We start from the raw sequence: 15,524 nt of genomic DNA on the forward strand, positions 1-15,524 counted from the left end.
AAAGATAAATTGAGGTAACCTTCTCGTGAAAATTAACGGGTACTTTCTTGCCGGCTCATTAGCCTGGCTAACTGCAGCCAGTGTTGTGGCTCAACCTAATCCCAACTCTGGGCATAACAACGATCAACGTTCGGTTAGGGAAGTACCTGTTCGCAATAGCAATGGAAGAAACTGGCAAAACAACAATTCGATAAATTCAGAAAACACTAGAAATAACACTGCAGATTCCTCCACCGACTCAAACAGCAATACAGTTGAAGAGGAAAGTCCTACAGATACTACGGTAGATAATCCAGCAGAAACAACTACCGACGAAACAAGCAATACATCGAATAATAACGAGGACACTTCTTCGGACGTTAACGAAGAGAATTCCGGCTCCTCAGATAATTCGACAATTTCAGGTAACGAGGAAGGCTCGGTAACAGAGAGCTCCGGTACTACCTGGATTATCAATTCAACTAACGAACGCGCCCCCTATATTTACGAAAGTAACAGTAATCAGCAGGTTCTGGTTAATGTGCAAAGTGTTGAACCTGTAACCGTTGCCGGAAAAGAATATACCCGCGTATCTGCTACCGGTATCCCGGACTACCAGATTGAAATAACCCAGGAAGTACTAGACGCACTCATCAGCCGTCCAAAAGCCTCTACAGACTTCGTCAATGGCTACCCCTTGGTACAAACTGGTGAGGTTGTTAGCTTCGGCCAAGACATCGGCTATCGCAGTAATTCCAGCTGCGGCTCAGAAGCCGGTTATGGCTTCTGGCCCCCAGGTCCCGTGTGCCCCGAAAACGTCGACCATGTAGGCTATATTCCTGCTGAGCCTGAGGCATCCACTGAGAGCTGTGAAACTGGGCTCGGTGTACAGGGTTACTGGGTAAATGGAACCTCAATTTACCAGTGGAGTGACGGGCAGTCAGTAAATAACACTTGGCATACCCTGGCTCCCATGGCAGAAGTCTATGACGTAGATATCTGTGGCGGCCATGCAGCTAACGGCGATTACCACCATCACTTTTACAGTAATTGCCTGGCTGAAATTGCCGGGGACACCGCCGATGGCCACTCCCCTATCTACGGTTATACCGCCGATGGCTACGCAATTTACGGTCCATGGGAAAGCACAGGTGTGCTCGCTAAAAGCAGCTGGGCAATACGGGATTACGACGATCCCCGTTCAGACACCGGCTGTGGCGTTGCCGGGCAACGCAGCTGTCTGCTAGTCGATGAATATGATATTGATCGCGGCGTATCCAATACAAATAACACCGGCCCCACTACCAGCGGTAGCTACACTTCTCAATCCGGAAACGAATTTGAAACTCCGGCAGGTTTTTTCTACGAGGATTATTACTGGGATCAAAGCCTGACAGCGCGAGGTGGCGAATACTTGGATCAATTCAATGGACACGCTGACAGCGAAAGAGGTTATCACTACCACCTGACAGTGACGCAGGATAACAATGGCCAATTAATTCCAGCTTTCCCATTTACCTTCGGTCCACGCTTTGCCGGCAAACTGGATGACCAAACTATCGTCAATCGCTGCTCAACCACCGTTGGCCGCTAACTCATATTCAAGCTTGGGAGTAAGAGTTAAATGAAAATGCACAGGTTCTTTATCGCTGGGTCTTTGGCCTGGATTGTTTCATCCTCTATGACCGCGTATGCGGCACAGCCAAATCCTCACGCGGGCCACAATGGCGATCAGCATCCGGTGATAGAGATACCTCTGCATGTTGCCGCTCCCAGAATCGAACTGGACATGAGCCGCGACGATATGTCCGGCTATAACCTGCATATTGACTACGATCGGTTTGAGCTGGAATCCCCTCGCTTTGCCAATGACGATTCTGAGCAGTTTCTGGAGGGGCACGCCCACCTTTACATCAATGGGGAAAAAATCCAACGTCTTTATGGCTCGGATTTACATATTCCCGGAAAATTACTAAAACCCGGTTTTAACCAAGTCACCGTGACTCTCAATGCACACGACCACAGCACTTGGAGCCGCGGTGGAAAGCGAATACTGGCAACCTTATTTGTTCACCTCGATAAGAAAGAGCTGGTATTACACCGCTTTTCAACATCACCTATCGGGGGCAACAAACAAATAGCCAAAGTCAGCCGACCTGATAATTAGATTAAGACCTGGAATTTTTCAAAGAGAGAATTGGAGCTAATACCCCAAAAAATATTTAATTAATAGCCGGCCCACTAATTAAAGGCTACTTAGGCTATTTACAATAAAGCAATAAGATATTTTTGCCTGACTCACGGAGTATCTCTTTTGAACGCAGTGCACAAATCTGAAAAAAATTAAGACGATAAAGAGGATATAAAATGTAGCTAGCAGGCCATCCACATTTCATTCACTTTTGTGCGCTAGGTTCGGGGAGCAACTCCTCCATATGCCACGGTGTGATATGAAAATAATTAAAATTTTTGACCGGAATGGCCAGCCTACACTCTCTTATACACTAGCGTTGATAATATCTCTCGGAGTTCTTCAGGGATGCGATAGTGGCTCTTCCTCAGATGAGGATGGTGATGATTCTTCTGAGACCTCCTCTGAAGAGTCAGATTCCAGCACTGATACTGGTGTCTGGATTATGAATACTGATGACGAACGCGCGCCTTACATTTATGAAAGTAACAGCAATGAGCAGGTTCTGGTCAACGTCCAGAGCGTAGCATCAGAAACCGTAGATGGCCGGGAATACACCGTTGTCTCAGCAACCGGTGTTCCCGACTACGAGATTGAAATTACTCAAAGTATTCTAGACGGACTACTTGAACGTCCATTAGCCTCCTCTGATTTCGAAACCGGCAGCCCCACTGTCAGCGTTGGAGATATTGTCAGCTTTGGGCAGGATATTGGCTATACAGGTATTGGCACCTGTGATGTAGATGCCGGCTATGGATTTTGGCCACCAGGGCTCGTTTGCCCAGAGAATGTCTCTCATGTCGGATACATCCCTGTCGAACCCGAGCCCGCAACGGAGGAGTGCACAACGGGGCTCGGCGTACAGGGCTACTGGGTAAATGGCGTCTCTATTTATGATTGGGGTGATGGTCAATCAGTGGATGGCACCTGGCAAACCCTGGCACCGGTTGCTGAGGTCTACGATGTGGATATCTGTGGTGGACACGCCGCAAACGGAGATTACCACCATCACTTTTATAGCGATTGCCTAGCCGATCTTGTTGGCGATATAGGTGACGACCACTCCCCTATCTACGGCTATACCGCCGACGGCTATGCAATCTATGGCCCCTGGCAGAGTGAAGGAGAACTCGCAGAAAGCAGCTGGGCTGTACGAGATTATGACGACCCCAGCTCCGAGAGCGGTTGCGGCGTAGCAGGCGAGAGAAGCTGTCTCTTGGTGGATGAATACGACCTCTCCCAAGGAGTCGAAACAACATCGAATACCGGTCCCACGACAAGTGGCTCTTATACCTCCCTGTCAGGCAATGAGTTCACTACAGCGGCGGGCTTTTTCTACGAGGACTATTACTGGGACGAAGACCTGACTAATGAAGGCGGAGTATATTTGGACCAGCATAACGGTCACTCAGATGACGAAAGGGGATACCATTACCACCTGACTGTCACTGTCGATGATGATGGTGAGCTTGTCCCCGCCTTCCCATATACTTTTGGCCCCCGCTTTTACGGCAAGCTAGATGATCAAACTATTGTCAATGAGTGCTCAACACAGTAGTTCAGCGGTGCACTAACATTGAAGGCCAAGCCACTTTCCTAATACGCCGGAAATCTCCCTGGAGTCGCAGTAAGTGTAAGCTTTGCGGTCCCTTGTTTTTACGGGGACCCACACCCCAGGTAATGGAAGTAACTGGAGCAATAGCACCCGATAGACTAAAAGCACTGGTAACCAGAAGTATTCACAGCAACAGCAGTTTGAATGAAGTTTGTTGCCCCATCGCCAAACCTGGGAGTGAGACAATAATGAAAATTCTTCGAGCCGTTCTTATCGGGTCTTTTATCTGGGGAATGAACAACCTTGCTACAGCACAGCCAAACTCACACACGAGCCATAACGGCGACCAACACCCAGTAGTCGAGATCCCTTTACACAATGCTGCACCGCGCATCGAACTGGACATTAGTCGCGATAAAATGTCCGGATATAACCTACATATAGACTACGACCGGTTCGAATTAGAATCCCCTCGCCACGCCAATGATGCCTCAAAGCAATATCTGGAAGGTCATGCCCATCTCTATATCAATGGTAAGAAAATACAACGAATCTATGGTCCAGACTTACACCTTCCCGACAAGCTGTTTAAATCGGGCTTCAACCAAATTACTGTCACTCTTAACGCCCATGACCACAGTACCTGGAGCCGGGGAGGGAAGAGAATTCTTGCAACTCTATTTATCCGGCTCGATAAGCCCGATCTGATATTGCATCGTTTTTCTACATCTCCAATAAAGCCGGGAGTAAGCACAGGCAAACCGGGATAACAATAGAAGTAACTACCAGTAGGGACTCAATCTCTCTCACCGACTCAGGGCATGGAGGCCCCAAGAACAGCTTTGGATAACCAAGCTAAGCTTATTGGCACTTAGCTTGGGCTCTTATCGCGAGACTCTCGGAGTGTTAAAAGATTGCTCTGATATTTACAGTAAGTGTAGGCTTGATCTTCTGAGCCGCGTTTCCTCAGTGGAAACAGAGTAAAATGCACCTGAGCTCACTGTGAACACAGGCTACTGAAATCCAAGCTACCGGCTATGTCGTTAAATATTCGCTATAAACTAAGCCTCGCTTTCTTATTGACTACAGCAATTACTGTTGGCGGGATGTTCGTATTCTTTCAGTGGAGCTTTAAGCATGGTTTTATGACCTATATCCAGTCTCAGGAGCTTCGCGAGGTCGGCGATTTGGTAGATGAGTTACAAGAAATCTACGCCAGCGAAGGGAGCTGGCAATCTATCGACGGCAATAGCAGGCGCTGGCAAAGACTCCACAGACGCGTGATGTCCAGTCACTTTGAGGATATGCCACCCCCACATCGTCCACCTCCGGGTACGAGGGGCCCCCGCCGCCCGCCTGAGCCCCCACCTGAACATGCAGTGGGCAAGTCGCTTAATGCCCGCCTGGTCCTGTTGAACAAAGAAAAAAGACCTCTGATAGGTCGTTATTCAGGATCTGAGAACATGGTAATGCAGCCTCTGGTTGTGAACGGAGAAACCGTTGGTTACCTGGCTATCAATCCACTACCCGTGTTAGATGATGATTTGGCCGTAGGGTTTGTTAAAGAGCAATCGCGGACTTTCGCTCTTATCTCTGTTGCCACCTTCATTCTGGCACTGGCCATTGCCATCCCCCTTGCCTGGCAGCTGGTAAGGCCCATCCGTAAGCTGACAGAAGCGACATCCCATCTTACATCCGGCAACTTCAAAACCCGTATTGATATAGAGCAGCGAGATGAGCTGGGCCAATTAAGTGCTGACTTTAATCGGCTCGCCGCAACGCTGGAAGCAAATGAACATGCCCGAAACCGGTGGATGGCAGATATTTCGCATGAGCTGCGCACACCTCTCGCAGTATTAAAAGGGCAGATTGAAGCCATTCAAGACGGTATCAGATCAGCCACACCAGAGAACCTGCGCATACTGCACAGCAAAATTCAACAATTGAGCCGCCTGATAGATGATCTCTATGAGTTGTCTCTCTCCGACGCGGGGGCACTAAGTTACTGCAAGTCCGACATCTCCCTGGAGAATATCCTACGAAGTGTTATCGAAGACTTTGAAATTCCATTCGACCAGAAAGGTATTCGCTTAAGCAGTGACCTCCAACTATCGGAAGATAAGTTAGTTTACGCAGATGAAGCACGCCTCAATCAGTTATTTAGCAACCTGTTAACCAACAGCCTGCGCTACACCGATAGTGGGGGACAACTCAAAGTAACTGCGCGCTGTGAAGCCCGAACAGCCATTATCACTTTCGCCGACTCCGCCCCCGGTGTTGCCAGTGCTGATATACCACACCTGTTCGAGCGCCTGTATAGAGCAGATAGTTCACGCAGCCGGGAAACCGGCGGTGCGGGTTTGGGGCTATCAATTTGCCAAAATATTGTTACAGCACACGAGGGTAGCATTTCTGCAACTCCGTCCACTATGGGCGGTCTTGAAATAAGTATTTTTTTACCCCTAAGCCAAAGGATTAAATGGTAGGAAGTTATGAGCGCCAAAATATTAATAGTCGAAGATGAAACCGAACTTGCGCACCTACTACTGGATTATCTTCATGCCGCCGACTATCAAGCCGAGATCATTTCTGATGGTAATCAGGTTGTCCCCAAAGTGGAAACTATGAAACCGGATTTGATCCTTCTCGACCTGATGCTACCTGGGCGGCATGGGATGGAGATTTGCGAAGAGATTCGCCAAAAAGGCAACGACGTTCCAATTATTATAATGACTGCGCAAATTGAGGAACCCGATCGTTTGCGCGGCCTGGAATCCGGTGCCGACGACTATGTTTGTAAACCCTACAGCCCCAGGGAACTCGTCGCACGGGTGAAAGCGGTGTTGCGCCGTCGACCACAAAAGGGCGAAGTCGGAAATGGTGGCATCGAACTAGATAGAAATACCGGGCAACTGCGAATCGGAGGTAAAGACGCCAACCTTACTGCGCTGGAGTTCCACCTATTTGACCTACTTTACAGTGAGCCCGGTCGAATTTTTTCCCGCGAACAAATCATGGACCGTATCTATTCCGATTACCGCGTAATCAGCGACCGAACTATTGATAGCCACATCAAAAAAGTGCGCAAAAAAATATCAGTGCTTATGCCTGAAAAAGAGTTGATTCACTCTGTCTACGGTGCTGGCTATAAGTTTGAGATAAATTAATTATGCCTGGGGGCACGCAGCCCCCAGATTCACACTACAAAGCTTCAGTAGCCAATTTTAACCATTCAGCAGTTTTTTCAGTAACCAGCGGGGTAATCACATCTCGCACCCTCTGGTGGTAGCGATTCAGCCATTCCCGTTCAGTCTCAGTGAGTAGTGCCACGTCAATCAAATTACGGTCGATCGGAGCTAACGTAAGTTCTTCAAATTCTAGAAAATCTGGATAATTTTCGCTCTTTTTCACAAACACCAAATTTTCAATACGGATGCCATACTGCCCAGTGAGATAAAACCCCGGTTCATTGGAAACGATCATCCCCGGCTGAAGAGCAACACCTGTTACAGCCTTACCTATCCGCTGTGGCCCCTCGTGAACACTTAAGTAACTACCAACACCGTGACCGGTACCATGGGCATAATCCAGCCCTACCTCCCAAAGCGAACGGCGTGCAAGCGCATCAATTTGCTCTCCACAAGTCCCCCTGGGGAATCGCAAAGTCGCAACTGCAATATGTCCCTTTAAAACCCGGGTAAAATTTTCTTTTGCCGAAGGCGGGAACTCACCCAGAGCGACTGTTCGGGTAATGTCAGTGGTGCCATCTGGATATTGGCCTCCAGAATCGCACAGATATACCCCTTCTGGCTTCATAGCCAAACTGGATTCAGGGCTCACCCGATAGTGAACAATGGCCCCATTCGGACCATAGCCGGAAATTGTCTCAAAACTGTTGCCCTGAAAGCCTTCGCGAGCCTCTCTTTTACTTCGTAAAAGCTTTACTGCGGACAATTCGTCAAAATGGCCTGTGGCAACCTGTTCAGGTATTTCCGCCAGGAATTCACACACCGCAGCACCATCCCTTTCGTGTGCAGCCTGGCTGCCTGCCAGTTCAATCGCATTCTTACAGGCCTTGGCTTCAGTGACCGGGTCACCTTCCAGCATTAGTTCAATATCCAGTGCCCGCAATTGCTGTAAAGTCCAACTGTTGCTAATCAGGGGATCTATCCATATTTTATTGACGTGGCGGCGCTTAATATTTTCAAATAATTCCCCTTTGGCCACGACTAAACTTACATCTTTATCCAAGTGCTCAATCAACGCATCCCCTACAGCGCCCTCCCCCAAATAAAGAGTTGCACTGCCATCCCGATAAAGGACTGCATTGGCCAAGGCCACTGGTAAGTGCGGAATATCCTCTCCACGGATATTAAAAAGCCAAGCACAGCTTTCAGGATTTGGTAGCCATAAAGCATCGGCTCGTTTTTCTGCGAGACGTCGGGCAATCCTCTGCCGTTTCTCTTTGGAATGCTCACCAGTAAAGATGAAGGGGTGTGGGCGCGCAGGCCCACAGGGAGATGCGGGGCGGTCATTCCAGATGGCATCAATCGGGCTCTGTTCCATCGGCTGTAGTTGGATATCCCTTTCAGCCAATCGCTTCTTGATCAAGGCCAATCCCGGCTCCGTGTGCAGTCGCGGGTCATACCCCAGAGACTGACCGGCATCCAGCTGACTACACAGCCACTCAATGATCGCGACTTGACTGAGGCTCATTAACTCAATGGGTTGATCACCGAGTTGTTGCTGCGCCTGCAAGGTATAGCGACCATCAACAAATAATGCCGCTTCTCGACTGCCTACCGCAGCCATTCCTGCGGAACCAGTGAAACCTGTCAGCCAGGGCAGTCGCTCATCTGCCGCAGGCACACTTTCATTTTGGTACTCATCAGCCCGGGGTACCAAGAAAGCATCGACACCCTGCCGCTGCAACTCTTCCCGCAATGCCTGTAAACGCTCCCGGCTCATAACCTCTCCCCTTCAATAACTGAGTTTGCCACTGCACCGCTAAAAGCTCCTCGATGACTGTTGGCCACAACAGAGTACAGTGTTAATCCAAATGGATTTGAGCAAATTGTCCAGGTGTGCCAGTCCCGCTGGCAACTCAGCCCATTGACATGACCCCATTCGCCGAGCTGGTAAACTGACAAGTCTAATTTCGCAGTATACCCCACCCTCGGAGCAACGCCTGCGTGTATAATACGCCCCTATTTTTTTCGAATATCCAGTGATCGAATCTTAAAGTATGGGTCAAAGTTCTTCCCTGGCAGGCTTTGCCGGCCGCCGCACCTTCGCCATTATTTCCCACCCGGACGCCGGTAAAACAACCGTGACCGAAAAGCTTCTTTTGTTCGGGAATGCAATCCAGCAAGCGGGCTCCGTTAAGGGGAAAAAAGGTCCCCACGCACGCTCTGACTGGATGACGATGGAACAGGAACGCGGTATTTCTGTTACCTCTTCCGTTATGCAGTTCCCCTACAAAGAGAGGACTGTAAACCTACTGGATACACCGGGGCACGAAGACTTCTCTGAAGATACCTACCGGGTACTCACCGCCGTCGACTCCGCACTGATGGTGATTGACGGGGCCAAAGGTGTGGAAGACCGCACCATCAAGTTGATGAATGTGTGCCGCTTGCGAACCACACCGATTCTCTCATTTATCAACAAACTCGACCGGGATATTCGCGACCCGATCGAGGTAATGGATGAGATTGAAGAAGTTCTGAATATCCAGGCTGCCCCTATCAATTGGCCTTTGAGTTCAGGAAAAGGTTTCAAGGGGGTTTATAACCTCTACACCGATACCATCCATGTATTCTCCCAAGGTCAGGGCCACAGAATTCCCGATGATATTCAAATTAAGGGTCTGGATTCCGCTGAGGCTGACGCACTACTTGGCGAGTACGCCGAGGATATTCGGGAAGAGATTGAATTGGTTCGTGGAGCCACTCATGAGTTTGACCTGGAAGCTTATCTTGCCGGTGAACTGACCCCGGTATTTTTTGGTACGGCCTTGGGTAATTTTGGCGTAAGGGAAATGCTCGATGGTTTCGTTGAATGGGCGCCCTCACCCCAATCTCGGGAAACCAAAGAGAGAAAAGTAGAGCCCAGCGAAGATAAATTCTCCGGCTTTGTTTTTAAAATCCAAGCGAATATGGACCCCAAACACCGCGATAGAATTGCCTTTATGCGTGTCTGCTCCGGCACCTACAATCGCGGTATGAAAATGAAGCATGTGCGCATTGGCAAGGATGTAAAAATTGCTGATGCGGTGACATTTATGGCTGGCGACCGAACCCACGTAGAAGAAGCCATTGCCGGCGATATTATTGGTTTGCACAACCACGGTACTATCCAGATCGGCGATACCTTTACCGAAGGCGAAGCACTGAAATTTACCGGCATTCCCAATTTCGCCCCGGAGCTATTCCGTCGCATACGTTTAAAAGACCCTCTCAAATTAAAGCAATTACAAAAAGGGCTTCAGCAGCTTTCTGAAGAGGGGTCCACCCAGGTATTTTTCCCGCTGGATAACAACGACATTATCGTGGGCGCAGTTGGTGTACTACAGTTCGAAGTAGTCGCTTACCGATTAAAAGACGAATACAAAGTTGAAGCCATCTACGAAAACGTCAACGTGAACACTGCGCGCTGGGTAGATAGTGAAAGTGCCAAAGAACTAGAGAATTTCAAGCGCAAGGCCAGTACCAACCTGGCACTCGATGGCAGCGGACACCTGACCTACCTGGCACCGACGCGCGTTAATTTACAATTGGCTGAAGAGCGCTATCCGGAAGTTCGCTTTTATGCCACGCGGGAACACTAAAGCAGCAAGGCTAAGTACCTTTGCTGAAACCTTAGTGTGACAGCAGTAAGAAAGAGGCAAATAATGAGTCAGTTTGTAGAAATACCTACTGAAGTACCCAATGAAGTACCTCGGCTGGGCAATCGCATCACCAAAGCTATTGGCAAGTTGATAATCAAGGTGCTCGGCTGGCGAATGGATGGGGAAATCCCTCCAGAAAGAAAAGTCATGGTGGCTTTGGCTCCCCACACATCCAATTGGGATTTTGTGGTTGCCATGCCATTTATTATGGCATTGGGTATTAAAATTTCCTGGCTCATGAAAAAGGAAGCTTTTTTCTTCCCGTTTAAAGGACTATTTATGTGGCTTGGAGGTGTTCCTACCGATAGGCGCGCCGCAGGTAATATCGCTCTACAAGTTGCATCGAGTTACCGGGAAAATGAAAAAATGTGGGTGGGGATTACTCCCGAGGGGACCCGCAAAAAAGTAGGGCGCTGGAAGAACGGTTTTTTAAGGATTTCCTATACCGCTCAAGTTCCTATTTTGCTTGTTGCCTGGGACTTTCCCAATAAGCGTATTTGCATTGACTCCCTGTACCAGCCTATCGGTGATCTGGAACAGGATATGGCAGAGATCCAAAAGCGCTTTAGCAAGTATCAGGGGTATTACCACGATAATGAAAGTACTCTTGAAAAGGGGTAACCAGTCCACTCGTGATACAGTTAAGTAGTGAGCTTTCTACTTATACCTACCTGATACTGACAGTAATCGCCTTTACCGCAGGCTTTGTCAGTGCGATCGCCGGGGGAGGGGGAATAATCACCCTCCCCGCTTTACTCTGGGCCGGCATTCCCCCACTCGATGCTCTCGGTACCAATAAGTTTCAAAGCGTCTTTGGCACCCTATCATCCACCATTAACTTCCTGCAAAAAGGCCAGTTGAATTTACGCCCCCTCTGGCCAGGACTACTTGCTGCAATTATCGGTTCCTGCCTAGGCACCTTAACAGTCGCTTCACTTGGGGAGGCTGGTCTCAATACCTTACTTCCCATCCTGCTCATTGCTATTGCCCTCTACTTTATTCTGTCCCCTCGCATTTCCGACATTGACTCAAAACCCAGAATCAGTAACGTTACTTTTAATCTAGTTGTTGGCGGTGGGCTCGGCTTTTACGGGGGCTTCTTTGGCCCTGGGATGGGGTCTATCTGTGCAGCCGCCTTCGCAGCACTACTCGGCTACAATATGCGTGCGGCTACGGCATCAACAAAACCTATTGTGCTCGCTACCAATGTGACCTCTATGCTAATTTTTATCGCTGGAGGCCATATTTTTCTATTGCTCGCTATCGCTATGTCTTTTGCCCAGGTTGTAGGAGCTCGTCTCGGCTCCAACCTCGTGATTGCAAGAGGTGCCAGTATTATCAAGCCGGTAATCATTATTGCCACCATTGCTGTGGCAATAAAACTATTAGTGGAGGATTGATATCGTGACCTGGCTGGCAACGCTTATTCTTTCTTTCATTGCCTTTGTTATTGTGGTTTGGGTTCTTATGCACCTGCGCAGACCCAGATTTCGAATGGACCGAGGCAGTTTTGTTAAGGGCCTTGAAGATGTAATCACCGGGCAAGCCAGCGATACTGAATGGCGAGCACTCCTCGCCTGCCCAATGCGACACGACCCAAAGCTTGAAGAGATGCGACAACGTTGCCTCAGTATTGAAGACAGCGAATATACTGGCGAACCGCCCTACTTATTTACAGAAAAAGGCCTGCATACGTTACGTGAAATTCGCGAGCAACTGATCGCGGCCTCATCAAATAACGAGCCAAAAGCTTAAGACCGAAGAGTATTAACAAAGGATAGACCGATGTTGAAACCACTGCTTTCCCTTACCGGGGGACTGATCACTACCATGGCACTGGGAATAGCCCAGGCAGCCCCTCTGTCACAGGAAGATGTATCTGTGGCGGAAGTATTGCGTGACCGGGCACTGGAAAGCTCCGACGCCTACAGTATCGTAGAGTCTTTGACCGTCGAGGTTGGACCACGACGGACAGGCACTGAGGGCGATGAAAGAGCCGTTGCCTGGGCACAAGACAAAATGAAGGCATTTGGCTTTGATCGCGTCTATACCGAGCAAATTGAGGTACCCCGCTGGATTCGTGGCCATGCTCACGCCGAAGTCATATCCCCTTTCCCCCAGCCACTAGTTGTCTCCTCCCTCGGCTATGGCGCCGCCACTCCTGCGGGAGGGTTAACAGCGGAAATTATCGAGTTTCCCGATGTGCAGGCCCTGTTGAAGGCCCCAGCCAGCCAAGTGAAAGGCAAAATTGCTTTTATCAATAAGCGTATGGAGAGAGCGCGCACGGGAGAAGGCTACGGCCCTGCGGCGCAAGGCCGCAAGTTGGGAATGCGCGCTGCCGCTGAAAAAGGGGCTGCTGCCATGCTGTTGCGCTCCGTAGGAACCGACTCAGACCGATTTGCCCACACCGGTATGATGTCGGTTGATGATGTGGAAAACCCAGTTCCTGCACTCGCACTTTCCGCTCCTGATGCAAACCTGCTCGAGGCTATGCTCCAACGCGGCAAGCCAGTCCAGGTAAAACTTGATGTTGAAACTGAGCGACTGAGTGACGGCCCCTCTTTTAATGTCATCGGTGAGATTACTGGCCGTGAGCAACCTGAAGAAGTCATGATTATCGGTGCGCACCTGGATTCCTGGGATGAAGGCACCGGGGCCTTGGACGACGGAGCTGGGGTTGCCATTGTTATGGAAACTGCACGTCTAATTGCTGAGCTGCCACAGCGCCCCCGTCGTACCTTGCGAGTCGTGCTGTTTGGTGCAGAGGAAATCGGATTGGTAGGTGCTAAGCAGTATGTTGAGGCACACGTAAAAGAACTGGACAATATTATTGCCGTCTCCGAATCAGACTTTGGAGCAGGGAAAGTCTGGCGTTTCGATACCCGTCTCCCTGAGAGCAAATTTGATATTGCAGATCAAATGATGCAACTCCTCGCCCCCCTGGGTATTGAGCGCGGGAATAATGAATCTTACGGTGGCCCAGATAGCAGTGTGTTTGTTGCGCGCGGTGTGCCAGCCTTTGGTCTATACCAGGACGGTACCGACTACTTCGATTATCACCACACACCCAACGATACCCTGGATAAAGTCGACCCTGAGAATCTTCGCCAGAATGTAGCGGCCTGGGTTGTAATGTCTTTCCTGACCACAGAAATGGAAGGAGACTTGGGCCGAGTTCCTACTGCCTCTGAATAAATAAAAGATACAGACGATATTTTTAAAGCCCCACCTGGTGGGGCTTTTTTTATCCCCAAATTTTTCTTCTCTCGAATACTGGCGTACCAATCAGTCGCAGTAATCCACAGATTTATCGCTCATAACACTGTTAATAACTGATGTCCGTTTTATGGCGTCTTTGTTACCAACAGAAACCATGGATAGAGCTGTGTATAACTCCGGGATATCCCCGGCCAGCCCCGTGATTGCTTGGCTCTATTGAAGGCGGGTAAAAAAGCAGCACTTTTTGCGCAGATTTCCACAGCCAGCGGTTACTAACAGAAAGTCTGGATAGAGTTGTGCATAACTTTAATAAACGGGCTACAGGCCCCGTGGTTACAGGGGATTACTGCAGAGACTAAAAAATCACCGATATTTTTACCGGCTAAATTTAATTTTTGGCGGGAGTGGTATGGGTACTTTTCTGGTTTTTACGCGAGTTATTTTTGTTGGATGATTTTTTATATAAGTGCGACGGAGGTAGGTAAAGACCTATTTTTATAGGCTTTTTAGGAGAGCGTCTGTTTAAGGTGCTCAGGTAGTTTTAGGTTTTTCTTTTTTTAATTACTGACTGATTTTTTAAATAGAAAGTTGAGCATAAAAGTTTTTCAGAGTTACTTTTATTTTTTTTCATTTAATTTCTGCCAAGTATTTTCTGCTTTCTCTTTCTTATTTTTTTGTTTTTTGTTTTTTGTTTTTTTAAATATTTTTAGCCATAAAAAAAGGGCCACCCTATTGGGTGGCCCTTTCGGATTAGAAGCCTGACGATGACCTACTCTCACATGGGGAAGCCCCACACTACCATCGGCGATGTTGCGTTTCACTTCTGAGTTCGGCAAGGGATCAGGTGGTTCCACAACTCTATTGTCGTCAGGCAAACTGGCTTGGGTTGGCGTTGGTCTTATAAGCAAAGTGCTTGGCCTGCCGCGTTATCGCTGTTTGCCTCGGTCATATTATTGACCGGCGATAACCCCAAATAAGTCGGTAAAACAATCTGTAGTAATACACCGCAAGCGATCGTATGTCTCTAACTCACAATCCGCTAGCTTAGCTAGTCGTTAGTAACCATCTCTGTTGTATGGTCAAGCCGCACGGGCAATTAGTACTGGTTAGCTCAACGCCTCACAACGCTTCCACACCCAGCCTATCAACGTGGTAGTCTTCCACGGCCCTTCAGGAGGCTCAAGGCCTCAGGGAGATCTTATCTTGAAGGAGGCTTCCCGCTTAGATGCTTTCAGCGGTTATCCCGTCCGAACATAGCTACCCGGCAATGCCACTGGCGTGACAACCGGAACACCAGAGGTTCGTTCACTCCGGTCCTCTCGTACTAGGAGCAACTCTTCTCAAATCTCCAACGCCCACGGCAGATAGGGACCGAACTGTCTCACGACGTTCTAAACCCAGCTCGCGTACCACTTTAAATGGCGAACAGCCATACCCTTGGGACCGGCTTCAGCCCCAGGATGTGATGAGCCGACATCGAGGTGCCAAACACCGCCGTCGATGTGAACTCTTGGGCGGTATCAGCCTGTTATCCCCGGAGTACCTTTTATCCGTTGAGCGATGGCCCTTCCATACAGAACCACCGGATCACTATGACCTACTTTCGTACCTGCTCGACATGTCTGTCTCGCAGTCAAGCGCACTTATACCATTATGCTCATTGCATGATTTCCGACCATGCTGAGTGCACC

General features: G+C 49.0%; 12 protein-coding genes and 2 rRNA genes (1 of these 14 running past the window's edge). 11 read left to right on the plus strand and 3 right to left on the minus strand.

What is annotated here, in order from left to right; genetic code table 11:
• The first annotated feature begins 25 nt into the window (after positions 1-25).
• The 6 genes from ACJJI5_RS20805 (at position 26) to ACJJI5_RS20830 (ending at position 6,892) form a co-directional block, all read left to right on the plus strand.
• Entirely contained in the window at positions 26-1,573 is a 1,548-nt protein-coding gene (locus ACJJI5_RS20805; protein WP_445355092.1) for a YHYH protein, read from the plus strand.
• A gap of 30 nt (positions 1,574-1,603) precedes the next feature.
• Positions 1,604-2,146: a hypothetical protein gene (locus ACJJI5_RS20810; protein WP_444918958.1), complete on the plus strand. Its 543-nt coding sequence runs from the start codon at positions 1,604-1,606 to the stop codon at positions 2,144-2,146.
• A 283-nt stretch (positions 2,147-2,429) separates the two neighbouring features.
• Entirely contained in the window at positions 2,430-3,728 is a 1,299-nt protein-coding gene (locus ACJJI5_RS20815; protein WP_444926643.1) for a YHYH protein, read from the plus strand.
• 245 nt (positions 3,729-3,973) lie between these two features.
• The gene (locus ACJJI5_RS20820; protein WP_445355093.1) at positions 3,974-4,495 is read left to right on the plus strand and encodes a hypothetical protein; all 522 of its coding nucleotides are present in this window, start codon (positions 3,974-3,976) and stop codon (positions 4,493-4,495) included.
• 267 nt (positions 4,496-4,762) lie between these two features.
• Entirely contained in the window at positions 4,763-6,211 is a 1,449-nt protein-coding gene (locus ACJJI5_RS20825; RefSeq protein ID WP_444895234.1) for an ATP-binding protein, read from the plus strand.
• A 6-nt stretch (positions 6,212-6,217) separates the two neighbouring features.
• Positions 6,218-6,892 (plus strand): response regulator, encoded by a 675-nt coding sequence (locus ACJJI5_RS20830; protein WP_444895235.1) that lies wholly within the window; start codon positions 6,218-6,220, stop codon positions 6,890-6,892.
• Positions 6,893-6,926: 34 nt separating this feature from the next.
• Here ACJJI5_RS20830 and ACJJI5_RS20835 read toward each other — a convergent pair whose 3' ends face one another.
• Positions 6,927-8,693, minus strand: coding sequence for an aminopeptidase P family protein (locus ACJJI5_RS20835; RefSeq protein WP_445355094.1), 1,767 nt, complete (start codon positions 8,691-8,693; stop codon positions 6,927-6,929).
• Positions 8,694-8,970: 277 nt separating this feature from the next.
• Here ACJJI5_RS20835 and ACJJI5_RS20840 point away from each other — a divergent pair, with 277 nt between their 5' ends.
• The 5 genes from ACJJI5_RS20840 (at position 8,971) to ACJJI5_RS20860 (ending at position 13,809) form a co-directional block, all read left to right on the plus strand.
• The gene (locus ACJJI5_RS20840; RefSeq protein WP_445355095.1) at positions 8,971-10,554 is read left to right on the plus strand and encodes a peptide chain release factor 3; all 1,584 of its coding nucleotides are present in this window, start codon (positions 8,971-8,973) and stop codon (positions 10,552-10,554) included.
• 63 nt (positions 10,555-10,617) lie between these two features.
• On the plus strand, positions 10,618-11,235 hold the full coding sequence (locus ACJJI5_RS20845) for a 1-acyl-sn-glycerol-3-phosphate acyltransferase (protein WP_444906448.1): 618 nt from the start codon (positions 10,618-10,620) through the stop codon (positions 11,233-11,235).
• An 11-nt stretch (positions 11,236-11,246) separates the two neighbouring features.
• Positions 11,247-12,014 carry a TSUP family transporter gene (locus ACJJI5_RS20850; RefSeq protein WP_444892752.1) on the plus strand — a complete coding sequence of 256 codons (768 nt, stop codon included), beginning with the start codon at positions 11,247-11,249 and terminating at the stop codon, positions 12,012-12,014.
• Positions 12,015-12,018: 4 nt separating this feature from the next.
• Positions 12,019-12,369 carry a hypothetical protein gene (locus ACJJI5_RS20855; protein ID WP_413664329.1) on the plus strand — a complete coding sequence of 117 codons (351 nt, stop codon included), beginning with the start codon at positions 12,019-12,021 and terminating at the stop codon, positions 12,367-12,369.
• 30 nt (positions 12,370-12,399) lie between these two features.
• Positions 12,400-13,809 carry a M20/M25/M40 family metallo-hydrolase gene (locus tag ACJJI5_RS20860; protein ID WP_444906451.1) on the plus strand — a complete coding sequence of 470 codons (1,410 nt, stop codon included), beginning with the start codon at positions 12,400-12,402 and terminating at the stop codon, positions 13,807-13,809.
• Between the two features lie 780 nt (positions 13,810-14,589).
• On the opposite strand, the gene rrf is transcribed toward ACJJI5_RS20860, so the two are convergent.
• Positions 14,590-14,705 (minus strand): 5S ribosomal RNA (gene rrf, locus ACJJI5_RS20865).
• 203 nt (positions 14,706-14,908) lie between these two features.
• Positions 14,909-15,524: ribosomal RNA gene (locus ACJJI5_RS20870) — 23S ribosomal RNA — on the minus strand (it continues 2,266 nt past the right edge of the window).

Source organism: Microbulbifer maximicatervae (SeqCode) (assembly GCF_052467955.1).

Excerpts from the sequence above, each read along its gene's own strand:
- ACJJI5_RS20830 (WP_444895235.1), top strand. The coding sequence starts at position 6,218 with ATGAGCGCCAAAATATTAATAGTCGAAGATGAAACCGAACTTGCGCAC.
- ACJJI5_RS20835 (WP_445355094.1), bottom strand. The coding sequence starts at position 8,693 with ATGAGCCGGGAGCGTTTACAGGCATTGCGGGAAGAGTTGCAGCGGCAG.
- ACJJI5_RS20810 (WP_444918958.1), top strand. The coding sequence starts at position 1,604 with ATGAAAATGCACAGGTTCTTTATCGCTGGGTCTTTGGCCTGGATTGTT.
- ACJJI5_RS20825 (WP_444895234.1), top strand. The coding sequence starts at position 4,763 with ATGTCGTTAAATATTCGCTATAAACTAAGCCTCGCTTTCTTATTGACT.
- ACJJI5_RS20820 (WP_445355093.1), top strand. The coding sequence starts at position 3,974 with ATGAAAATTCTTCGAGCCGTTCTTATCGGGTCTTTTATCTGGGGAATG.
- ACJJI5_RS20845 (WP_444906448.1), top strand. The coding sequence starts at position 10,618 with ATGAGTCAGTTTGTAGAAATACCTACTGAAGTACCCAATGAAGTACCT.
- ACJJI5_RS20840 (WP_445355095.1), top strand. The coding sequence starts at position 8,971 with ATGGGTCAAAGTTCTTCCCTGGCAGGCTTTGCCGGCCGCCGCACCTTC.
- ACJJI5_RS20860 (WP_444906451.1), top strand. The coding sequence starts at position 12,400 with ATGTTGAAACCACTGCTTTCCCTTACCGGGGGACTGATCACTACCATG.
- ACJJI5_RS20815 (WP_444926643.1), top strand. The coding sequence starts at position 2,430 with ATGAAAATAATTAAAATTTTTGACCGGAATGGCCAGCCTACACTCTCT.